We start from the raw sequence: 20099 nt of genomic DNA, 5'->3' as shown, positions 1-20099 counted from the left end.
CAATTGAGTTATGAGAGATCCAAAAGATCAGAACTCACCAGAGCGATAGGAATAACTACATAATAATGAAAGATCACTTATAAATATAGGTAATCTTACACCGAATCAAGTACATCAAAACAATATAATTGCAGAAAAATTATGGAAGAATTATTACGTAAAAAAACTATTATTGTAAACCAATGACAGGACTAAAAATGAGTTGTAAATCTATTTTAAGATTAAGTGTAAATATGTAAACTTTTTTCAGGACGAGACACAAATTTATAGTTTTTTTGTTTGTGTTCACGAGCGGGACGCTCGCGCTAGCAGGGATGTTTTTTTATAGGTCCTTTATTCGTCTAATTAATCTTTTATATGAGTTTGGTAAATTTTTATGAGCTAAAGTAGTTATCACATTTGTTAGTAACTCTATTCCTTTTAATGCATTTTCATTATTTGAAAGAAGATAAAAAGTATTGCGGTCTGCTGCCGGAATGTTTAAAAAAATATAGATTAGATTTTGCGCAATCCTTGATGCTATTAAATCCATTTCCAGGTTATATTTCATAAATATTATATCGTATTTTATACTAATATCCAATGCTCTGCTATTATTAGATGTTAGTAAACCTTCAAGTAAATTACGATCAACAACATTTTTGAAAATTTCATTTATTAATGGTTCGTTTTTATAAACATTTCTATAATTAAAGAAACCTGATCCATATCGGCTTAAGTTTTTAGAACCATTTTGATATTCGAAGAAGAAATCTTTATCAACAATAATAGTTTTTGGAATTTCTAAATCTCTCAGTAGATAGAATGCATATTTTAATGACTTTATCCCACCTAGTTCAAGAACTGAAATTCCTTTTCTTTCTAATTTTACACCTTTGTTATCCAGTAATACTCTGAATATTTCTGAATCAGTTGAACTTTCAGAAACTATAACATGATTTGCAAAAAAGAATTCTGAATTTTTAAATTTGTGAAATTTATCATATTGTAGTCTTTGCAAATTATTTGTTGTCCAGAAATTAATTTTTAATTGTAATATTTTACTTTTAAACTTTCTCTTTGTGTCGCTAACTTTTCGAACTAAGACTATTTTTGTATGATCAAGTTGATCAATTAGTACTGTAGAGTGTGTAGAAAAAATTATTTGGATATTATTATTTGCAACTTCATCTAGTAACGAATATATTAATTCTTTTTGTCCCTGTGGGTGAAGATTGATTTCAGGTTCTTCAATTCCTATTATAAAGTTTGTATGATTTAATTCAGCTAAATATCTAAGAATTGCAATTGCTATTAAGCTTTGAATTCCACTTCCACATTCTTTAATATTAAATTCTTTTTCATCTTCTATAATTCTAATATCTAAATGATTTATAAATAAATCATAAGATATTTGTTTTGCGCTATCAATTTTAATATGAAAACCTTTGTTTGATAAATACTTACCTTCAATGCCTGATACAACTTTTTTCAGTGCATTATTTTGTAAGTACTCAAATGCAGATTTAACTTTAGGTGTTAACGTATCTCTCTTAGCTGTATATTTTGCAAAAAAAGAATTTAATAATTTAGCTAAAATTGAATTATCTGTTTCTCCAATTAAATTTGAAGTTCTTTCGGTTGGGATTAAGACAAATTGAACATCACTTAGTAAAGTATTTACGAAAATTTCACTTGCGGCTTCGAATATTCCATTGTTAAGTACATAATAATCTAATTTTCTTCTAGAGTATTCTTGCTTTATCGTAATCTGCTCATCTGTAATAAAAGGTAAGTAAACAGATTTATTATTAATGTTATTGAATGTGATTGTAATTCGCGGTACAGCTCTATTCGTAGAATATAAATTAGTAAGATTTATATAGTTACTTAGTTCTAAAGTTGGGTTGAAAAAAGAATTCAGAGCTTTTAAAATTGCAGTTTTTCCCGAATTATTTTGACCTACGATACCCAAAATATCGATCAACTCAAATTCACCATTTTCAATTGATCTAAATTTTGAAATTTGGACTTTTCTAATTTTCATAAATTATTAATTTGTTCGATTTCGGTCAAAATATCGCATGATTAGTATATATGCGAAACAAATCTTCGTATATACACCCAAATATGGGTAGATTGGCGAAGGCTTATCTCTTTTAATAACCAAATCAAATATATAGAAATAATCTTATAAAAAAATTAAAATTGAATTAGTTTAGTCTAAAAAAAAGCGGCGTTTAAAACTTGTTTAAACGCCGTTTAATCTTATATAAAAGAAGGTATTTATCGAATCGCTTTCACAAACTCGGCAATTTTTCCAGTTCCATTTTCGGTTAAATGCTGAATGAAAGCGCTTCCTATAATCGCTCCTTTGGCAAATTGTGTGGCTTGGTTGAAGGTTTCAGCATTGTTGATTCCGAAGCCTATTACTTGTGGATTTTTTAAATTCATGTCGGCAATGCGTTTGAAATACGCTTCTTGAACGCTTCCAAAACCAGTTTGTGATCCTGTAACACTAGCAGAACTTACCATATAAATAAATCCATCGGAAACGCTGTCAATAAAATTGATTCTTTCAACGGATGTTTGTGGCGTAATTAAGAATATATTTTTCAATCCGTATTTCTCGAAAGTTGCTTTGTATTCATCGGCATACACATCAACCGGAAGATCAGGAATAATTAATCCATCGATTCCAATCTCCGCACATTTTTGGCAGAAATTCTCGATTCCGTATTGTAACATTGGATTGAAATACCCCATAATTACTAAAGGAATAGATACTGTTTTGCGGATGTCTTTTAATTGGTCAAACAACACTTGAGTGGTCATTCCGTTATGCAACGCTTGAGTTGAACTGGCCTGAATCGTTGGTCCATCGGCCAAAGGATCGCTGAACGGCAATCCGATTTCAATCATATCAATACCGCTTTTTTCTAAATCCTGAATAATTTGTACCGTATCATTTAAGTTAGGATATCCTGCCGAAAAATAGATAGAAAGTATCTTTTTACTTTCTTGTAATTTTTGATTTATTCTGTTCATTTTATGTTTTTTATCAGATTTGCAAGGTTTTTGAAATCTTACCTTTTTATTAATTCAAGAGCTTAAATAGCGGCACTGTAAGCCCAAGCTTTTTGGTTTGATTCTAAATGTACTTCAACACGTCTGTAATGCAATCCTTCGTACAGATCTGTTTGGCGAAGTTCTTGTGAAGAAACGGAATATACCATTCCGTTGATGGTATCTTCCGGTATTTGGGTTTCGGTAATAATGGGATAATGAACTAAACCAAATTCCTCTTCAATTTGGATTTCTTTCACGATGTAACCAATCAATGTTTCAGGAGTTCCCTCAAGAATACGTCCAAAAAGATCTTTTTGAATATCCTCATTTTGTAAACTGCCGTAAGCGAATAATTTTTCCATAGTTTCTATTTTGAAAATGTGAACAGAACTTCATTTCGTATTGTCTACTTTGCGTTAAGGATTATAGTGAAAATCCTTTTTTTTTCTCGTTTTTTTAACGAGATAAAAAAGATTGTAACGGAAAGCCTGACCGCACTGAAACGATAGTGAAAGCGAGGGAACGCCCCGAAATAAATTCGGGATAAACCCACTTATAATTTAAAATAATCAATATAGGTATTCAAATCTTTGTCACCGCGACCGGAAAGATTGATGACTACAATGTCCTCTGGTTTGAATTTCATTTCGTCTAGAACAGCAAAGGCATGCGCACTTTCGATAGCAGGAATAAGGCCTTCCATTTGTGATAATTTCAATCCCCATTGCATGGCTTGATCATCCGTAATGGAGATAAATTGTGCTCTGCCAGTAGCGAATAAATTAGCGTGCATAGGACCTACGCCAGGATAATCCAGTCCTGCCGAAATGGAATAGGGCTCGGTGATTTGGCCATCAGTAGTTTGCATCAACAAGGTTTTACTGCCGTGAATAACACCTACTTTCCCTAATGCAGATGTAGCGGCACTTTCGCCCGAATCTACTCCTAATCCTGCCGCTTCAACAGCAATAATATTTACGGATGGTTCATCAAGAAAATGATAGTAAGCTCCGGCAGCGTTGCTTCCGCCACCTACACAAGCGATTACATAATCAGGGTTTTCACGACCTTCTTTTTCTAATAATTGTTCTTTAATTTCCTTAGAAATAACACTTTGGAAACGCGCCACCATATCCGGATAAGGATGTGGCCCTACTACAGAACCAATGATATAATAGGTGTCTACGGGATTGTTAATCCAGTCGCGAATGGCTTCGTTAGTGGCATCTTTTAAGGTTTTTGATCCTGAAAGCGCCGGACGCACTTCGGCACCCAACATTTTCATACGAGCTACATTTGGCGCTTGACGTTTGATGTCAATTTCCCCCATATACACGATGCATTCTAATCCCATTAACGCACAAACAGTTGCTGTGGCAACACCATGTTGACCGGCACCGGTTTCGGCAATGATTCGTTTTTTACCCAAACGTTTGGCTAATAAAATTTGTCCAATCGTATTGTTCACTTTATGCGCGCCAGTATGACATAAATCTTCTCTTTTCAAATAGATTTTAGTATTGTATTGTTCTGATAGCCGTTTGGCAAAATAAAGAGGCGTCGGGCGACCAACATACTCTTTAAGCAAAGCATCAAATTCAGCCTGAAATTCTGGTTCAGCGGTAATTTTTAAATAATTTTGACGTAATTCTTCTACATTTGGATATAACATTTCAGGAATGAAGGCGCCTCCAAATTCTCCGTAATAACCTTTTTCGTTGACGTTGTATGACATAATTTTATTTTTTTATTTCGTTATCTGTACAGATGCATTGTACTGCGTCTCTACATAATTGTATGTTTTTTAAGCCGGGTTCTATCTCAAATTTACTGTTTACATCAATGGCGTAAAGCGGTAAATTGGTTTTAGAGATTTCATTTACAGCGCCCATTTCATTAATTCCGATTCCGCCACTCAAAAAAAATGGTTTGGTCGAAGGATAGTTTTCTAATACTTTCCAATCGAATGTGGTTCCGTTTCCGCCCGGTAATTTTCCTTTGGTATCAAAAAGGAAATAATCACAAACGGCTTCAAAGGGTTCCAATACTTCAAAATTAAAAGAATTATCAACAGAAAATACTTTTATAATTTCAATTGAATTATCCATTTCAACCTTTAAATCTTGACAAAATTCAACTGATTCCTGTCCGTGCAATTGAACGGATTGCAAATCGTATTTTGCTATTTTTTCAAGAATTTCATCTTGTGAAGCATTTACAAAAACGCCCACTTTCTTGATTGATTTTGGTAAATCTGGAATCACGCCATCAAAATACCGAGCTGATTTCTCCCAGAATATAAAGCCCATATAATCGGGCAGGAGCGAACCTATTTCGAGTATATTATCGGGATGTTTCATGCCGCAGATTTTTATCCCCACCCTAGCCCTCCCCGAAGGGAAGGGAGCTGTTAGTTGATTAGTTTTTGCTGTTTTTTTTGACACGGATTTCATATTTATTAGTTGCTTGTTCCCCTTCGGGGGTTAGGGGGCTAATTGTTTAATAAATTCGGTTGCCGCTTTACCCGCATTATCCGTTTTCATGAAGTTTTCTCCAATTAAAAATCCTTTATATCCGTAGGGCTTTAATTCATTAATCGCTTCAACTGATGAAATCCCACTTTCGGAAACTTTTACAAAATCATTCGGGATTTGTGCAGCCAATTGTTTGCTGAAATCTAAACTTACCTCAAATGTTTTTAGGTTTCTATTGTTCACACCAATCATATCCAATGATGGCATAATCGATTTTTCCAATTCTTCTTGATTGTGAACTTCCAATAATACTTCCAGTCCTAAATTTTTAGCAAATTCAGATAATGATTTGATTTCGTCTCTTGTTAAAACCGCAGCAATTAGCAAAATTAAATCGGCTCCATGTGCTTTGGCTTCCAAGATTTGGTATTCATCAACAATAAATTCTTTTCTCAATAAAGGAATGTTGACTGTGGCTCTTGCCAAAAGTAAATCGTCTAACGAACCACCAAAATATTTTCCATCCGTCAATACCGAAATTCCACAAGCGCCAGCATTTTCATAGCCTTTAGTTACTTCTTCCACCGTAAAACTATAATTTATTTCTGCTTTAGAAGGCGAACGGCGTTTGTGTTCAGCAATAATTCCGGATGTGCTGTTTCTTAAATTATCGCTCAAAGAAATAGTTTTTTTTCCAAAGAAAACCGAAGCTTCCAATTGCGAAACGGGAATGATGGATTTCTTGAGAATAACTTCTCTTTTTTTGTCGACTATTATTTTATCTAAAATATTCATTCTTATTTGTTTAACGTTTTCTTTGTTTGACGTTTAAAGTTGCTCATCGTTTGTAATAATCCATTTCCACAACTTTAAACCTTAAACTTTAAACTATTTTATTTACTCAATTCTTGTAATGTTTTCAAAGCTACAAGTCCTTTACCAGATAATAAACTTTCTTTTGCTATTTGAAATCCTTCTAAAGGAGAACATTTTGTAACGGTTGCAATTGCCATTGCAGCATTGGCACAAACCACATTATTTTGAGCTTCGTTTCCTTTTCCAGATATGATATCCGTAAATAGTTGAGCTGCTTCTTCGATAGTTTTTCCACCTTCGATTTCGCTTTGGAACAAAAGACGAACACCAAAATCTTCTGGATTTAGCATTCCTTCCTTAGAACTGGTAATCATTTTTGTAGCTCCTGTCAAGGAAACTTCGTCATAGCCGTCAAGCGAATGTAAGATGGTGAAATTCACATCGGTATTTTGGTACAAATACGCATACATTCTGGCCATTTCTAAATTGAAAACACCGACCAATTGATTTTTTGGGAATGATGGATTTACCATTGGGCCTAACATGTTGAAGAATGTTTTTACAGCCAATTCTTTTCGAATGGGTCCCACATTTTTCATAGCGGGATGAAATAGCGGTGCGTGTAAAACACAAATTCCAGCTTTATCGATGCATTTCTTCAGAAAATCAGTGTCATTGCTGAACTTGATTCCCATTTTTTCCAACACATTACTAGAACCAGAAATAGAAGAAACACCATAATTTCCGTGTTTTGCCACTTTTATGCCTGCACCCGCAGCTACAAATGAAGATAAAGTCGAGATGTTGAAGGTGTCTTTTCCATCACCGCCCGTTCCACACAAATCGATGGTGTTGTAGGCTGATAAATCCACGCGGATGCACAGTTCCAACAACGCCTCACGAAAACCGGCAAGCTCTTCGATACTAATGCTTCGCATCATATAAACGGTAAGGAAAGAAGCAATCTGACTGGTGTTATAACTTCCGTTGGAGATATTTACCAATACGTTTTTTGCTTCTTCTTGCGAAAGCATTTCGTGATTGATCAGTCTGTTTAATATGTTTTTCATTTTTATATATGTCTTAAAGTTGAAAGTCTTAAAGTCTTAAAGTCTTTCGACTATATGACATTTGACAGTATGACTAATTTTTCACCCAATTCTCCAATATCTTTTTTCCGTTTGGAGTCAACACACTTTCTGGATGAAATTGTACCCCGCGCACATCGTAGGTTTTGTGGCGCAACGACATCACTTGTCCGTTTTCGTCGAATGAAGTTGCTTCCAGAACATCGGGTAAATTGGTGTCTACCACCCAAGAATGATAGCGTCCTACTTCAAATTCGTTTCCTAATCCTTCGAATAAAAGTTCATCGTCCACTACGGTTTTTACCATCGTTGCCACACCATGATATACTTTATCCAAATTCGAAAGCGTTCCTCCGTAAACTTCGCCTATCGCTTGTTGGCCCAAGCATACTCCAAAGATACTTTTTGTTGGGCCGTATTTTTTAATGACTTCTTTCAATAATCCTGCTTCATCAGGAATTCCAGGTCCTGGGGAAAGAAGGATTTTATCGAAAACTGCAATTTCATCAATATCAAATTCATCGTTCCGGTAAACGGTTACTTCACAATCTAAATCTTCGAGATAATGCACCAAATTATAAGTGAAACTATCGTAATTGTCTATAACTAGTATTTTTTTCATGTTTTATTATTGAAAAATTGAAAGATTTAAAGGGTGAAAAATTCTTGCGTTTCAGCAATCTTTAAATTCTTAAATTATGGAATCTTTAAATTATTTTATATTGTTTCTGCCAAATCCAAAGCGGCATTCAACGCTCTCAATTTATTATATACTTCCTGCATTTCGCTTTCTTCATCGGAACTGGCTATAATTCCCGCTCCGGCCTGAGAATGCAATTGATGATTTTTACTCAGGAAAGTACGAATCATGATGGCATGATTAAAATTACCTTCAAAATCCATAAAACCGATAGCGCCACCATAAAAAGTCCTATTCGTCTTTTCATACTCTTCGATCAGTTGCATCGCTCGGTGTTTTGGCGCACCGCTCAATGTTCCTGCCGGAAAAGTATCGGCTACGACTTGCATCGTTGTTGCGCTTGGGTGCAAATGTCCTGTGACTTTTGAAACTAAGTGAATAACATGGGAGAAAAATTGCACTTCTCTATATTTTTCGACATTAACATTATGACCATTTCTGCTTAAATCATTTCGGGCTAAATCCACCAACATGACATGTTCACTATTTTCTTTCTTGTCCTCTGATAATTGTTTAGCAAGAATAGCGTCTTTTTCATCATCGCCCGTACGTTTGAAAGTTCCTGCGATGGGATGAATTTCGGCTTTACGGTCTTTTACAATAATTTGGGCTTCCGGTGAAGAACCAAATATTTTGAAATCACCATAATCAAAAAAGAATAAATAGGGGGAAGGATTAATGCTTCGGAGTGCTCGGTATACATTGAATTCATCGCCTTTAAAACCTTGGGTAAACCTTCTGGACAAAACTAATTGGAACACATCACCACGGTAACAATGCTTTTTGGCCAAAGCCACATTATGCTTGAATTCGTCGTCTGTCAAATTCGAAAAACCGGCTCCTTCTTTAGCAAATTTATAAGAAGCAATATTTCGGGATTGTAATAATTGTTCGATTTCTGAAATATTGTTTCTTCCGTCTAAACTGTGACAGAAAATGTACGCTTCATTTTTGAAATGATTGATGGCAATAATATTTTGGTACACGGCATAATAAACATCAGGAATAGAAATGCTATTGTCTTTTTTGGCAATCGTTACTTTTTCGAAATAACGAACCGCATCGTACGAAATGTAACCAAACAAACCATTATTGATGAATTTGAAATTATTTTTCTCCGATTTAAACTGATGCGAAAATTCTTGAATTACCTGTGGAATATCGGTAGTCTCATCAATATTGATTTTTTCAAAACTGCCATCAGGAAAGGTTTTGTAGATGATTTCATTTTCTATTTTTATAGAAGCAATCGGATTGCAACAGATATAGGAAAAACTGTTGTCATTCCCATGATAATCACTACTTTCGAGTAATAAACTATTTGGGAATTTATCCCGAATTTTGAGATACACACTTACAGGAGTAATTGTATCTGCAAGGATTTGCTTGTAATGTGTATTGAGTATAAAAGGTTTCAATTTATATGTTTTTTAGTGTTGTGTGATAGTGATAAAATGGGCACAAAAAAAAGGCCTGTCGTGATGACAAGCCTTTTATATGTATAGTTTAATAATACTATTGGAAGCTTTGTTCACGACTACTGACGTAAATTGTTCCACCACCAAGTATTGTTTAAAATTGTTTTCATGTTTTATATATTGGAACAAAGATATAAAGGTAATTTGGTTTTCCAAATAGATTTAAACAAAAAAATCAATGATTTTTCGATTTTTTTGTTAAATAGACTAATTTAGGTAGGTTTACAAACCATAAAACCCCAACAATTGCTTGTTAGGGTTTTAAGATATTGTTGTTGGGATGAAATTAGAATTTCAAGGCTATAGCCAAATTGAAATCATCATTGATTGCTTTGTCTCCTAAGTTGTCAAAAAAGCTTCCAGAACCATATTTAATATCATATTTTGTTCTGTCAATTTTCAATGAAGTTGCAGCACTATCTTTTGTAGTTACAAGATCAAATGTAATTGGGTTTGTTTTTCCTTTAATAGTTAAATCTCCAGTTACTGTGTAAACATTAGGCGCTTTTAGAGCTATTTTTTTGAAAATTAATGTTGCAGTTGGAAATTTTTCAGTTCCAAAGAAATCTCCTGATTTTAAATGCCCTTCTAATTTTTCTTTACCTTGACCCGCTTTTAAATCAGTTGTCACAAGTGAATTCATGTCTACATTGAATGTACCACCAATTAATTTTTTTCCTTTGAAAACTAAAGCACCATCTTTAAGATTGATTGTACCTTCATGTTGTCCTGTTACTTTTTTTCCAGTCCAGTTGATCGAACTTTGTGCAACATCAACTTTTTTAGTTTGAGCTGTTACTGATAAAGTAGATAAAACTACTACTAATGCCAATGCGATTGATTTTAAATTTTTCATGTGTTTGATTTTGAATTTAGATTAATATTTGATTTTGAATTAGTAATTTATAGTGTTATGAATAAATCTTCGTTTGATTTTCTAACTTTTTTGTAATGTTGTGTTGCATCCTCATCATGTCTGTATCCCAGAGTTGTAATTAAAGTAGCATTTAATCCTAATTTGTCTAGTCCTAAAATTTCATTGACTTGCTCAGGAACAAAACCTTCCATTGGAGTAGCATCAATTTTAAGTTCTGCTGCTACATTCAATAGGTTACCCAAAGCTAAATAAGTTTGTTTTGCTGTCCAAATATTTTTTTCTTCAGCTGTAAGAGACGTAATTTTAGACTTCATAAAGTCACCGTAACCAGCTAAAGCTTCAATTGGAGTATTTCTGGTTTGACTGATGTTTTTAATATAATCATCTACAGCTAAATCGTTAAGATTAGTTTCATTTGCGAAGATAATTAGATGTGAAGCTTCAACAATTTGCGATTGTCCCCATGCTGCAGGTTGAAGATTTGCTCTCAATTCTGGATTTTCAACAATGATAACCTTGTATGGTTGTAATCCATAAGATGAAGAACTCAAACGAATGGCTTCTTTTAAGGTATTTAAATCTTCAGTAGTTATTTTTTTTGTTGCATCAAACTTTTTTGTTGCATATCTCCAATTTTGATTTTCTAGGAAAGTACTCATAATGTATTGTTATTTATTGATTTCTATATTTTTCTAATAATTGATTTAATTGATCTATTTCTTCTGCATTTAAATTTTTTGAAAAAAACTGCTCGTGAGCGATAACTTTTGGATCTAATTCCTTTAAAACAGCAAGTCCTTTTTGTGTAATCAGTACTTCAATTTTGCGTCTGTTTTCCGGACATACTTTTCGAGTGACTAATTCTTTCAACAGTAGCTTATCTACTAATCGAGTCGTATTACTGGTTTTAGCTACCATCCGCTCTTGTATTGCCCACATGTTTGCAGGATTTCCTTTCTGGCCTCTTAGTATTCGAAGTACATTGTATTGTTCTCCGGAAATTTCATGAGGCTTTAATAGTTCATTAAAATTTTCTGCAATGACATTTTGTGTGTACAAAACATTCAGGATAATTTTTTTCGAATTATCCATTGTTACAGTCGATTTTAAAATTTCTTCAATTTTCATATTTGTATATATGTAATTTGTTGGTACAAATGTAACATGTTTTATAGTTGTATATACAAGTGTGAGTTATTTTTTTGTTAAAATATCAGTAAGCATTGGTAATATAATCGCAAAATCCAAATTTCCTTTTTTTGACCAAAACGAACAAAAGCCATTGTATTTGGACTAAAATTTAATTTGAAATAAAGTCGAGATTCTCACTCGTAAATTTTAAATTTAATTTTAATTATTTGAAATTCAATATTTTAAAATTTTAAAATTAATTAAATTTAAAATTTTAATTGGAATTATGTAAATAAATTATTGTTTAAAAGTGTAAATTTATAAGATTTTAAAAACTTTAAAAATTATTAAAATGAAAAACGTAAAAAAACATGCACAGGATTCTGAAAACAGGAAACAGCAGGATTTAGAAGTCAATAAATCCGATGCAAAGAATGAGTTTATGACCACTGATCAAGGACTTAAAATCAACGATGATAATAATTCCTTAAAGGCTGGCGAACGCGGACCTTCATTGCTGGAAGATTTTATCTTAAGAGAAAAAATCACCCATTTTGACCACGAAAGAATTCCAGAAAGAATTGTACATGCACGCGGTTCAGCTGCCCATGGTTATTTTCAGGTTTATGAATCTATGGAGAAATATACTAAAGCAGGATTCCTTCAAGATCCAAGTATTAAAACACCTGTCTTTACCAGATTTTCTACTGTTGCAGGTTCAAGAGGATCAACTGATTTGGCGCGAGATATTAGAGGATTCGCTGTAAAATTTTACACGGAGGAAGGAAATTATGATTTAGTAGGGAATAATGTGCCTGTTTTTTTTATTCAGGACACCATCAAATTTCCTGATTTGATTCATGCTGTGAAGCCAGAACCCAATAACGAAATGCCTCAAGCGGCTTCCGCACACGATACCTTTTGGGATTTTATTTCTTTGATGCCAGAAACCATGCATACTATTATGTGGGTCATGTCTGATAGAGCAATTCCAAGAAGTTTAAGAATGATGGAAGGTTTTGGAGTTCATACATTTCGGTTTATAAATGCTAAAAACAAATCTCATTTTGTAAAGTTTCACTGGAAACCAAAACTAGGAACTCATGCTGTGGTGTGGGATGAAGCACAAAAAATATCAGGTAAAAATTCCGACTTTCACCGTCAGGATTTATGGGAAGCCATTGAGAACGGGCAATTTCCTGAATGGGAATTAGGTGTTCAGATTATTCCGGAAGCCGATGAACATAAATACGAATTTGATTTATTGGATCCAACTAAAATTGTTCCTGAGGAATTAGTTCCTGTTACCATAATAGGAAAAATGGTCCTCAACCGAAATCCAGATAATTTTTTTGCCGAAACAGAGCAAGTTGCTTTTCATCCGGGTCATATTGTACCTGGCATTGATTTTACAAACGATCCATTATTACAAGGGCGTTTATTTTCTTATACTGATACACAATTATCACGTTTAGGAAGTCCTAATTTTCATGAAATTCCAATCAATAGAACTATTGCGTCCATGCATAATAATCAGCGTGATGGACACATGCGTCAGGAAATTAACGTAGGCAGAGTCAGTTATCACCCAAATTCTCTTGGAGGTGGCTGTCCTTTTCAGGCAAAAATTGAAGAAGGTGGATTTACCAGTTTTAACGAAAGAATCGATGCGCAAAAAGTGCGTGACCGCAGCGAAAGTTTTTCAGATCATTTTAGTCAGGCTACCTTGTTCTTTAACAGTCAGACCCAAACAGAAAAAAACCATATTATAAATGCTTTACGTTTTGAACTGGGTAAACTGGAAACTTTGGCTATTCAATCCCGTATGTTGGGATTATTATCTCAAATAGAGTTAGAGTTAGCGACGAAAGTAGCAGAAGGTTTAGGAATAAAAGTGCCTAAAAACCCAGAAAAACCAATGAATCATGGAGTTGGTGCAAATGCGGATAAGCAAAAGTTTGAACCTAAAAAAGTAGTTCAAAGCGTGAAATCTTCGGATGCATTAAGCATGCTTAAAAATAAAACATTGTCCAAAACAATAGCAACACGTCAGGTTGCTTTTTTATGTTCGGAGGGAACTGACAGGGCTTCGATCAATGCAATGAAGGCTGCATTGGAAAAAGAAGGTGCAAGTATGAAAATTATAGCACCACATTTAGGAACTATAAAAGCAAATGATGGAAGTGAAATAAAAGTAGATCAAAGTTTCTTGATGGCTTCATCGGTTTTATTTGATGCAGTATATATTCCTGGAGGAAAAAACATTGGTTTTTTGAGTTCAAAACCAGAAGCAATTGAGTTCATTAATGAAGCTTATAAACACTGCAAAGTTATTGCAGCTGATGAAGCTGATATATTTACTAAAACGAATGTTAGAGATGGACTAGATACTAATGATAGTAAAAAAGGAATTGTTTTAAATTCAAATAAAGCCTTTACAAAATCTTTTATAGAAGCTATGGGGCAGCATCGTTTTTGGAATCGAGAAGCAGCACTTTAATGCAATTAATTTAAATATTACATTAAACACTAAAAACCGAAATGAAAGTTTCGGTTTTTAGTGTTTGTAGATAAAAAAAATGGGTGTTTTAGGTCTAAATCTTAAATAAAAGTTGTGGAAATTTTATTTAATCATTTAGGCGTTACTTATATGTTTAGGCTTTTTCATTTTGTAGTTATTATTCATTACATTTAAAACTTATTTGAATCAAAAGAGTATGAATAATGCCAAACTATCCTATGACGATCTACTCCGTAAATCAAAAGAGCAAGAATCAGAAATAAATCGATTATTAGGAATACAAGAATTCATTACTGATATTGATTTCTCCCTAAAAGAATCTCAGGATTTATTTTTTATTGCTGGTTTTGACGGTTTTTTTAAAGAAATTAATCCCGCTTTTGTAAAAATATTAGGCTACACAGAGGAAGAGTTATTAATTAATCCTATTGCAACATGTATACATCCGGAAGATGTTGATAAAACTAATCAGGTGGTGGTATTTTTGTCTCAATCTCAATCATCAGTAAAATTTGAAAACCGATACCTAAAAAAAAATGCAGATATTCTAACTATTCAATGGACAATTAATGTCTCTCCTACACAAGAATTTATTTATGGAATTGGTAGCAATATTTCAGAAATAAAAAAAAACCAAGAAGCTGCAAAATTAGAATATAAGTTAAAATTAATTGAAGAGGAAGGTAATGCTAAATTCAAAAATTACATAGAAAAAGCTCCTGATGGAGTTTTTGTCATAGATGGACAAAGAAACTATTTAGAAGTTAATGAAGCGGCAGTTCAATTAACCGGATATTCAAGAGAGGAACTTTTAGAAATGAAATTTGGAGATTTATCTTTAAAAGAGCAAGTCGATCAAACGAATACTAAATTCCGGATGCTTCAAAATACAGGAAGCATTAAAGGAGAAATAAAAATTGTTCATAAAAAAGGAGTAGAAATATGGTGTTTTGTCGACGCCGTAAAAATTTCTGAAAATAGATTTCTCGGATTTGTTAAAAACATAACCGAAAAGAAAAATTCAGAAGAGAAGATTATTCAAAATGAAAAACGTTTTAGAGCTTTAGTAGAAAACAATCAAGATATTGTTTCATTAGTGGACGGCAATTTGAATGTTCTTTTTCGAAGTGAATCTGCAAAGAGAATTACAGGATGGTCTCATGATGAGTTTGAAATAATACCAGCAATTGATTTTGTTCACCCAGATCATATTGAAAAAGTTCATAGGTTTATGGAGAAAGCTATAGCTAATCCTGGGGTTGATTTACCTATTTCATTTCATGTAAAACATAAAAAAGGACATTATATTTGGATAGAAGGTTTCGTTAATAATTTGTTGCAAGATGCTAAAGTAAGGAGTGTTGTAACAAATATGCGGGACGTTACTGAAACTAAAAAGGCACAAGAACTACTTAAATCCGAAAGAGATAAATTTTCTAAAATTGCAGAAACCTCGCCCGGATTAATCTATTCCATGCGTCAAAACAAAGATGGAAGCTTATGTTACTCTTATGCCAGTAGTGCTGTTGAGGAAGTCTATGGTTTTACTTTCGAAGAAATTGAAAATAATGCAAATAAAATTTTTGAGTTGATTCACTCGGATGATTCAGATTTTGTCATGAAAAGCATCATTGCTACTAAATCAAAATTAATTCCTCTGAAAGAAAAATACCGTTATTTTCATCCCACAAAAGGATTGGTTTGGCATGAAGTAAATTCTTTGCCGGTCATTGAACCGGAAGGAACAGTGATTTGTCATGGGATTATTACGGATGTTACCGAAAGAATTTTGGCTGAACAGAAAATCATTAAAGTCAATCGACTGTATTTATTTATCAGTCAGATAAACCAAATGATTGTGCGAACAATTGATCAACAAACCTTGTTTACAGAGGCATGTTCTATTGCGGTTGCTTTTGGAAAGTATAGAATGGTATGGATAGGAATGATAGACCAAAGCACTCAAACGGTATTTCCTGCAATGATAGCGGGAGATGATAAAGGTTATTTTTCTAAAATAAAAAAGATTTCAGCAGATGATAAATTAGAAGGAAGAGATCCAACAGACCATGCAATTAGAGAAGGAAAATCGGTTATATGTAATGATGTTGAAAATGATTCCATGATGGGTACTTGGAAAGAAGAAGCTTTATTACGCGGCTATTTATCTACAATGTCAGTTCCAATAAAAAAATTCGGAAAGGTAATTGGAGCTTTTTCTTTTTATGCAGATGAAAAAAATTTTTTTGATGAAGAGGAAATCACTTTATTAGAAGAAGCTACTGGCGATATAGCTTTTGCATTAGAAATTTTTGAAAAAGAAGCTTTGCGCAAAAAAAATGAAGAGGACATCTTTGAAAGTGAGCAACGGTATCATACCCTAACTGAGGTTTCGCCTGTAGGAATCTTTCGCACGGATGCAACAGGTTATACCACTTATGTTAATCCATATTGGTGTCAAATTTCGGGATTGTCTTTTGAAGAAGCTTTAGGCAACGGTTGGTTTAAAGCAGTTCATGAAGAAGATAAAAAAATATTAATTTCGGGATGGGAAAATGCCTCAAATGATCAAGAAAAATCATTGTCAGAATACCGTTTTGTTCGTCCTGACGGGTCAATAGCCTGGGTTATGGGACAGGCTATTCCGGAGAGAAATACCAGAAATGAAATTGTAGGATATATTGGTACAATAACTGATATTACTGAACGTAAGATTGCTGAAGATGTAATTTTGAAAGAAAAACAATTATCGGAAATAATAATTAATAATCTACCGGGTGTTTTTTATCTTTATGACGAATTTGGAAAGTTTGTGAAATGGAATAAAAATTTTGAAGAGGTTACAGGTTACAATAAAGAAGAAATCGCAAGAATGAATCCGATAGACCTCTTTGATGAAGATGAAAAAGAAAAAATACGAATACGAATAAAAGCGGTACTGGAGGATAAGCCAGCAGTTGTGGAAAATAAATTATCGGGAATAGAAGTTGAGTTTTACACCAAAAATAAAAATAAAGTTCCTTATTATATAAGCTCTCATGTAGTTTATTATGATGGAAAAAAATGCCTCTTAGGAATGGGATTGGATCTTTCTGAAATTAAAAAAGCAGAAGAAAAAATCAGGATTGCTAATGAACGATTTGAAATGATTTCTGCGGCGACTAATGATGCCATTTATGAAATGAATTTATTGACAGGAGAAAGTTGGAATAATCAAGCATTTATTGACCTTTTAGGTTTTGGTAGCAGTAAATTAGATGGTATTAACAATAGTATTATTTGGCAATCAAAGCTCCATCCAGATGACAGAGAAAGAGTTATTGAAAAATTAGAAGAATCATATTCAGGGTCGGGAAATTTATGGTCTGACGAATTTCGTTTTCAAAAAAGTGATGAGAGTTATGGTATATTTTACGAAAGAGGATTTATATCCAGGGACGAATCTGGAAAAGCAATTCGTTTCAATGGAGCATTAACAGAAATCACGGAATTAAAAAACATTAAGGAGCAATTATTCAACACTAATGAGAAATATAAAAGTCTTATAGAGCAGGCTTCAGATGCTATTTTTATTAGTGCTATTTCCGGAAATTTACTTGAGGTAAATGAAAGTGCCTGTGTTATGCTAGGATATACTAAAGAGGAATTGTGTACAAAAAACTTAACAGATTTATATACTGAGGAGGAACTTGCCATCAGACCCATAATGTATAAAGAATTGCTAAATGGAGAACAAACGTTGCTTGAACGGAATTTGATTCACAAGAACGGATTCCTTGTTTCTGTAGAAATCACTGCTAAAATGATTGCTGATGGGCGAATTGTAGCCATTGTAAGAGATGTCAGCGAGCGTAAAAAAATAGACGACGAGTTTAAGAAAATGCATAAAAAATTGGAGGCTATACTTGGCGCCATTCCTGATTTGTTATTTGAAGTAGATTTGAAAGGTGAAATTTATAATTACCATTCCCGTAGGGATGATTTATTGGCTATGCCGGCCAAACTGTTTTTAGGAAAAAAATTTACTGAAATATTGCCTCTCGATGCTGCAAATATATGTTTGTCTGCGATACGAGAGACTTCAGAAAAAGGATTTTCAGCAGGAAAACAGTATTCATTACAATTAGAAACCGGGTTGTATTGGTTTGAACTTTCTGTAGCGCCTATGCAAGAAAGTCTGGATCATGATATTCATTTTATATGTCTTTCCAGAGATATTACCGATGCAAAACAATCTGATTATGCGCTCTTTAAAAGTGAGGAAAGATACCGTGGTTTGCTAAATAATCTTGAAGCAGGTATCGTTGTTCATGCATCGGATACTTCAATTATTGTAAATAATCAAATAGCTTCAGAATTATTAGGATTAACGGATGATCAAATGAAAGGCATTACAGCGTTTGATCCGGCTTGGAAGTTTTTCAATGAAGATAATTCCGTAATGCAGTTTGAAAGTTATCCTGTAAACCAAATTGTAGCAACTAAACAGCCTATAAAAAATTTCACACTTGGCGTCAATCGACCAATGTCTAATGACGTTGTATGGATTTTAATCAATGGATTTCCCGATATTGATGTTACTGGCAACATTAATGAAATTGTAATTAGTTTTATTGACATCACCGAGCAAAAATTGATGGAAATGGAACTAATAAATGCCAAACAACAAGCCGAAAGTGCCAATAAAGCTAAAACGGATTTCCTTGCTAATATGAGTCATGAGATACGAACTCCATTAAACGGAATAATTGGATTTACTCATTTATTAATGAAGTCTGATTTGAAGAAAAATCAGGCAGAATATATGACTACAATCAACGAATCTGCGACTTCATTGATGGATATTGTTAATGATGTTCTTGATTTTTCTAAAATTGAATCTGGGAAATTAGAGTTAGATGTAGAGGAAGTAAATCTTTTTAAATTGACAAATCAGGTCATAGATTTATTTAAATTTCAAGCAAATCAAAAAAATATAGATTTAATCCTTGATATTGATAACAGCGTTCCTCAATATATTTTTGCTGATTCCGTGCGATTGAAACAAATACTGGTCAACCTATTAAGTAACGCTATAAAGTTTACAAATTTTGGAGAAATAAGGTTGGATATTGATGAAATTGATGTTTCAGATAAAAAACGGTCAACCATAAAGTTTTCTGTAAAAGATACCGGCGTAGGAATAAAAACAGGCAATAACGAGAAAATATTCAATTCGTTTGTTCAGGAAGATAATTCTACCAATAGAAAATTTGGCGGTACAGGATTAGGATTGGCTATTTCAAATCAGTTATTGGCTTTAATGGAAAGTAAATTGCAATTAATAAGTAAATATGGCGATGGAAGTGATTTCTTCTTTGTCATTAAATTCAAAAAGGCAAACCATAAAAAAAATGCAGCTCTATTATTTGCAAAAACGATTCCTGATGATACTATTATACCTAAAAATACTTTGAGTGATAGAAAAGTTTTAATAGTTGAGGATAATAAAATTAATATGCTTTTAGCCAAAACCTTAGTCAAGAAAATTATCGGTAATTGCACTGTTTTTGAAGCTAAAGATGGTAATGAGGCTGTTGAGATTTATAAAAAAGAACAACCAGATTTGATTCTGATGGATATTCAAATGCCAAATAAAAATGGATATGAAGCAACAGCAGAAATTAGACAATTAAAAGATGCTCAAAATATTCCTATAATTGCAATTACTGCGGGAATAATGGTTGGAGATAAAGAAAAATGCCTTGAAGCAGGAATGAATGATTACCTGCCTAAACCTATTATTCAATTAGATTTAGAAAAAATAGTATACAAATGGTTGATTAATAATTAATTAAATTTTTATGATAATAAGTTAAGGAACTCAGTTAACGTTTCCTTTTTTAATGAAATTTAATTTTCTAAATTAGATAGTATTGTCCCACTTATCTCTTTTTTATAGAATGTTTATCGATTTAGTTTTAAGT

General features: G+C 33.1%; 14 protein-coding genes. 2 read left to right on the top strand and 12 right to left on the bottom strand.

Translation table 11 applies throughout. The annotated features are described in order from the left end of the window. Positions 1-322 precede the first annotated feature (322 nt). The 12 genes from ACNQGD_RS07895 to ACNQGD_RS07840 all read right to left on the bottom strand — a co-directional run bounded on the left by ACNQGD_RS07895 (position 323) and on the right by ACNQGD_RS07840 (position 11609). Positions 323-2026 carry an ATP-dependent nuclease gene (locus tag ACNQGD_RS07895; protein ID WP_417998906.1) on the bottom strand — a complete coding sequence of 568 codons (1704 nt, stop codon included), beginning with the start codon at positions 2024-2026 and terminating at the stop codon, positions 323-325. Between the two features lie 239 nt (positions 2027-2265). After that, entirely contained in the window at positions 2266-3027 is a 762-nt protein-coding gene (gene trpA, locus ACNQGD_RS07890; protein ID WP_417998905.1) for a tryptophan synthase subunit alpha, read from the bottom strand. Positions 3028-3089: 62 nt separating this feature from the next. Continuing rightward, a complete protein-coding gene (locus ACNQGD_RS07885; protein ID WP_417993556.1) occupies positions 3090-3410 on the bottom strand; it encodes a gamma-glutamylcyclotransferase family protein in 321 nt (106 codons plus the stop codon). 191 nt (positions 3411-3601) lie between these two features. Next, on the bottom strand, positions 3602-4783 hold the full coding sequence (gene trpB, locus ACNQGD_RS07880; RefSeq protein ID WP_417996104.1) for a tryptophan synthase subunit beta: 1182 nt from the start codon (positions 4781-4783) through the stop codon (positions 3602-3604). A 4-nt stretch (positions 4784-4787) separates the two neighbouring features. Beyond that, the gene (locus ACNQGD_RS07875) at positions 4788-5408 is read right to left on the bottom strand and encodes a phosphoribosylanthranilate isomerase (protein WP_417996103.1); all 621 of its coding nucleotides are present in this window, start codon (positions 5406-5408) and stop codon (positions 4788-4790) included. A 123-nt stretch (positions 5409-5531) separates the two neighbouring features. After that, positions 5532-6317 (bottom strand): indole-3-glycerol phosphate synthase TrpC, encoded by a 786-nt coding sequence (gene trpC, locus ACNQGD_RS07870; RefSeq protein WP_417996102.1) that lies wholly within the window; start codon positions 6315-6317, stop codon positions 5532-5534. Between the two features lie 98 nt (positions 6318-6415). Beyond that, on the bottom strand, positions 6416-7408 hold the full coding sequence (gene trpD / locus ACNQGD_RS07865; RefSeq protein WP_417998904.1) for an anthranilate phosphoribosyltransferase: 993 nt from the start codon (positions 7406-7408) through the stop codon (positions 6416-6418). Between the two features lie 73 nt (positions 7409-7481). After that, positions 7482-8048, bottom strand: a complete 567-nt coding sequence (locus ACNQGD_RS07860; RefSeq protein WP_416856606.1) for an anthranilate synthase component II — start codon at positions 8046-8048, stop codon at positions 7482-7484. Positions 8049-8143: 95 nt separating this feature from the next. Then, complete coding sequence (locus ACNQGD_RS07855) at positions 8144-9544, bottom strand: anthranilate synthase component I family protein (RefSeq protein WP_417998903.1); 1401 nt, start codon at positions 9542-9544, stop codon at positions 8144-8146. Positions 9545-9890: 346 nt separating this feature from the next. Beyond that, positions 9891-10460: a YceI family protein gene (locus tag ACNQGD_RS07850; protein ID WP_417998902.1), complete on the bottom strand. Its 570-nt coding sequence runs from the start codon at positions 10458-10460 to the stop codon at positions 9891-9893. A 47-nt stretch (positions 10461-10507) separates the two neighbouring features. Next, on the bottom strand, positions 10508-11140 hold the full coding sequence (locus ACNQGD_RS07845; protein ID WP_417996098.1) for an NAD(P)H-dependent oxidoreductase: 633 nt from the start codon (positions 11138-11140) through the stop codon (positions 10508-10510). 13 nt (positions 11141-11153) lie between these two features. After that, on the bottom strand, positions 11154-11609 hold the full coding sequence (locus ACNQGD_RS07840) for a MarR family winged helix-turn-helix transcriptional regulator (RefSeq protein ID WP_417993564.1): 456 nt from the start codon (positions 11607-11609) through the stop codon (positions 11154-11156). 355 nt (positions 11610-11964) lie between these two features. Here ACNQGD_RS07840 and ACNQGD_RS07835 point away from each other — a divergent pair, with 355 nt between their 5' ends. Next, positions 11965-14112, top strand: a complete 2148-nt coding sequence (locus tag ACNQGD_RS07835) for a catalase (protein WP_417998901.1) — start codon at positions 11965-11967, stop codon at positions 14110-14112. A 217-nt stretch (positions 14113-14329) separates the two neighbouring features. Then, positions 14330-19966 (top strand): PAS domain S-box protein, encoded by a 5637-nt coding sequence (locus ACNQGD_RS07830; protein ID WP_417998900.1) that lies wholly within the window; start codon positions 14330-14332, stop codon positions 19964-19966. Positions 19967-20099: the final 133 nt, after the last annotated feature.

The organism is Flavobacterium glucosi (assembly GCF_048286535.1).
Classification (GTDB): domain Bacteria; phylum Bacteroidota; class Bacteroidia; order Flavobacteriales; family Flavobacteriaceae; genus Flavobacterium.
This window is presented reverse-complemented; position numbering and strand designations above follow the sequence as displayed.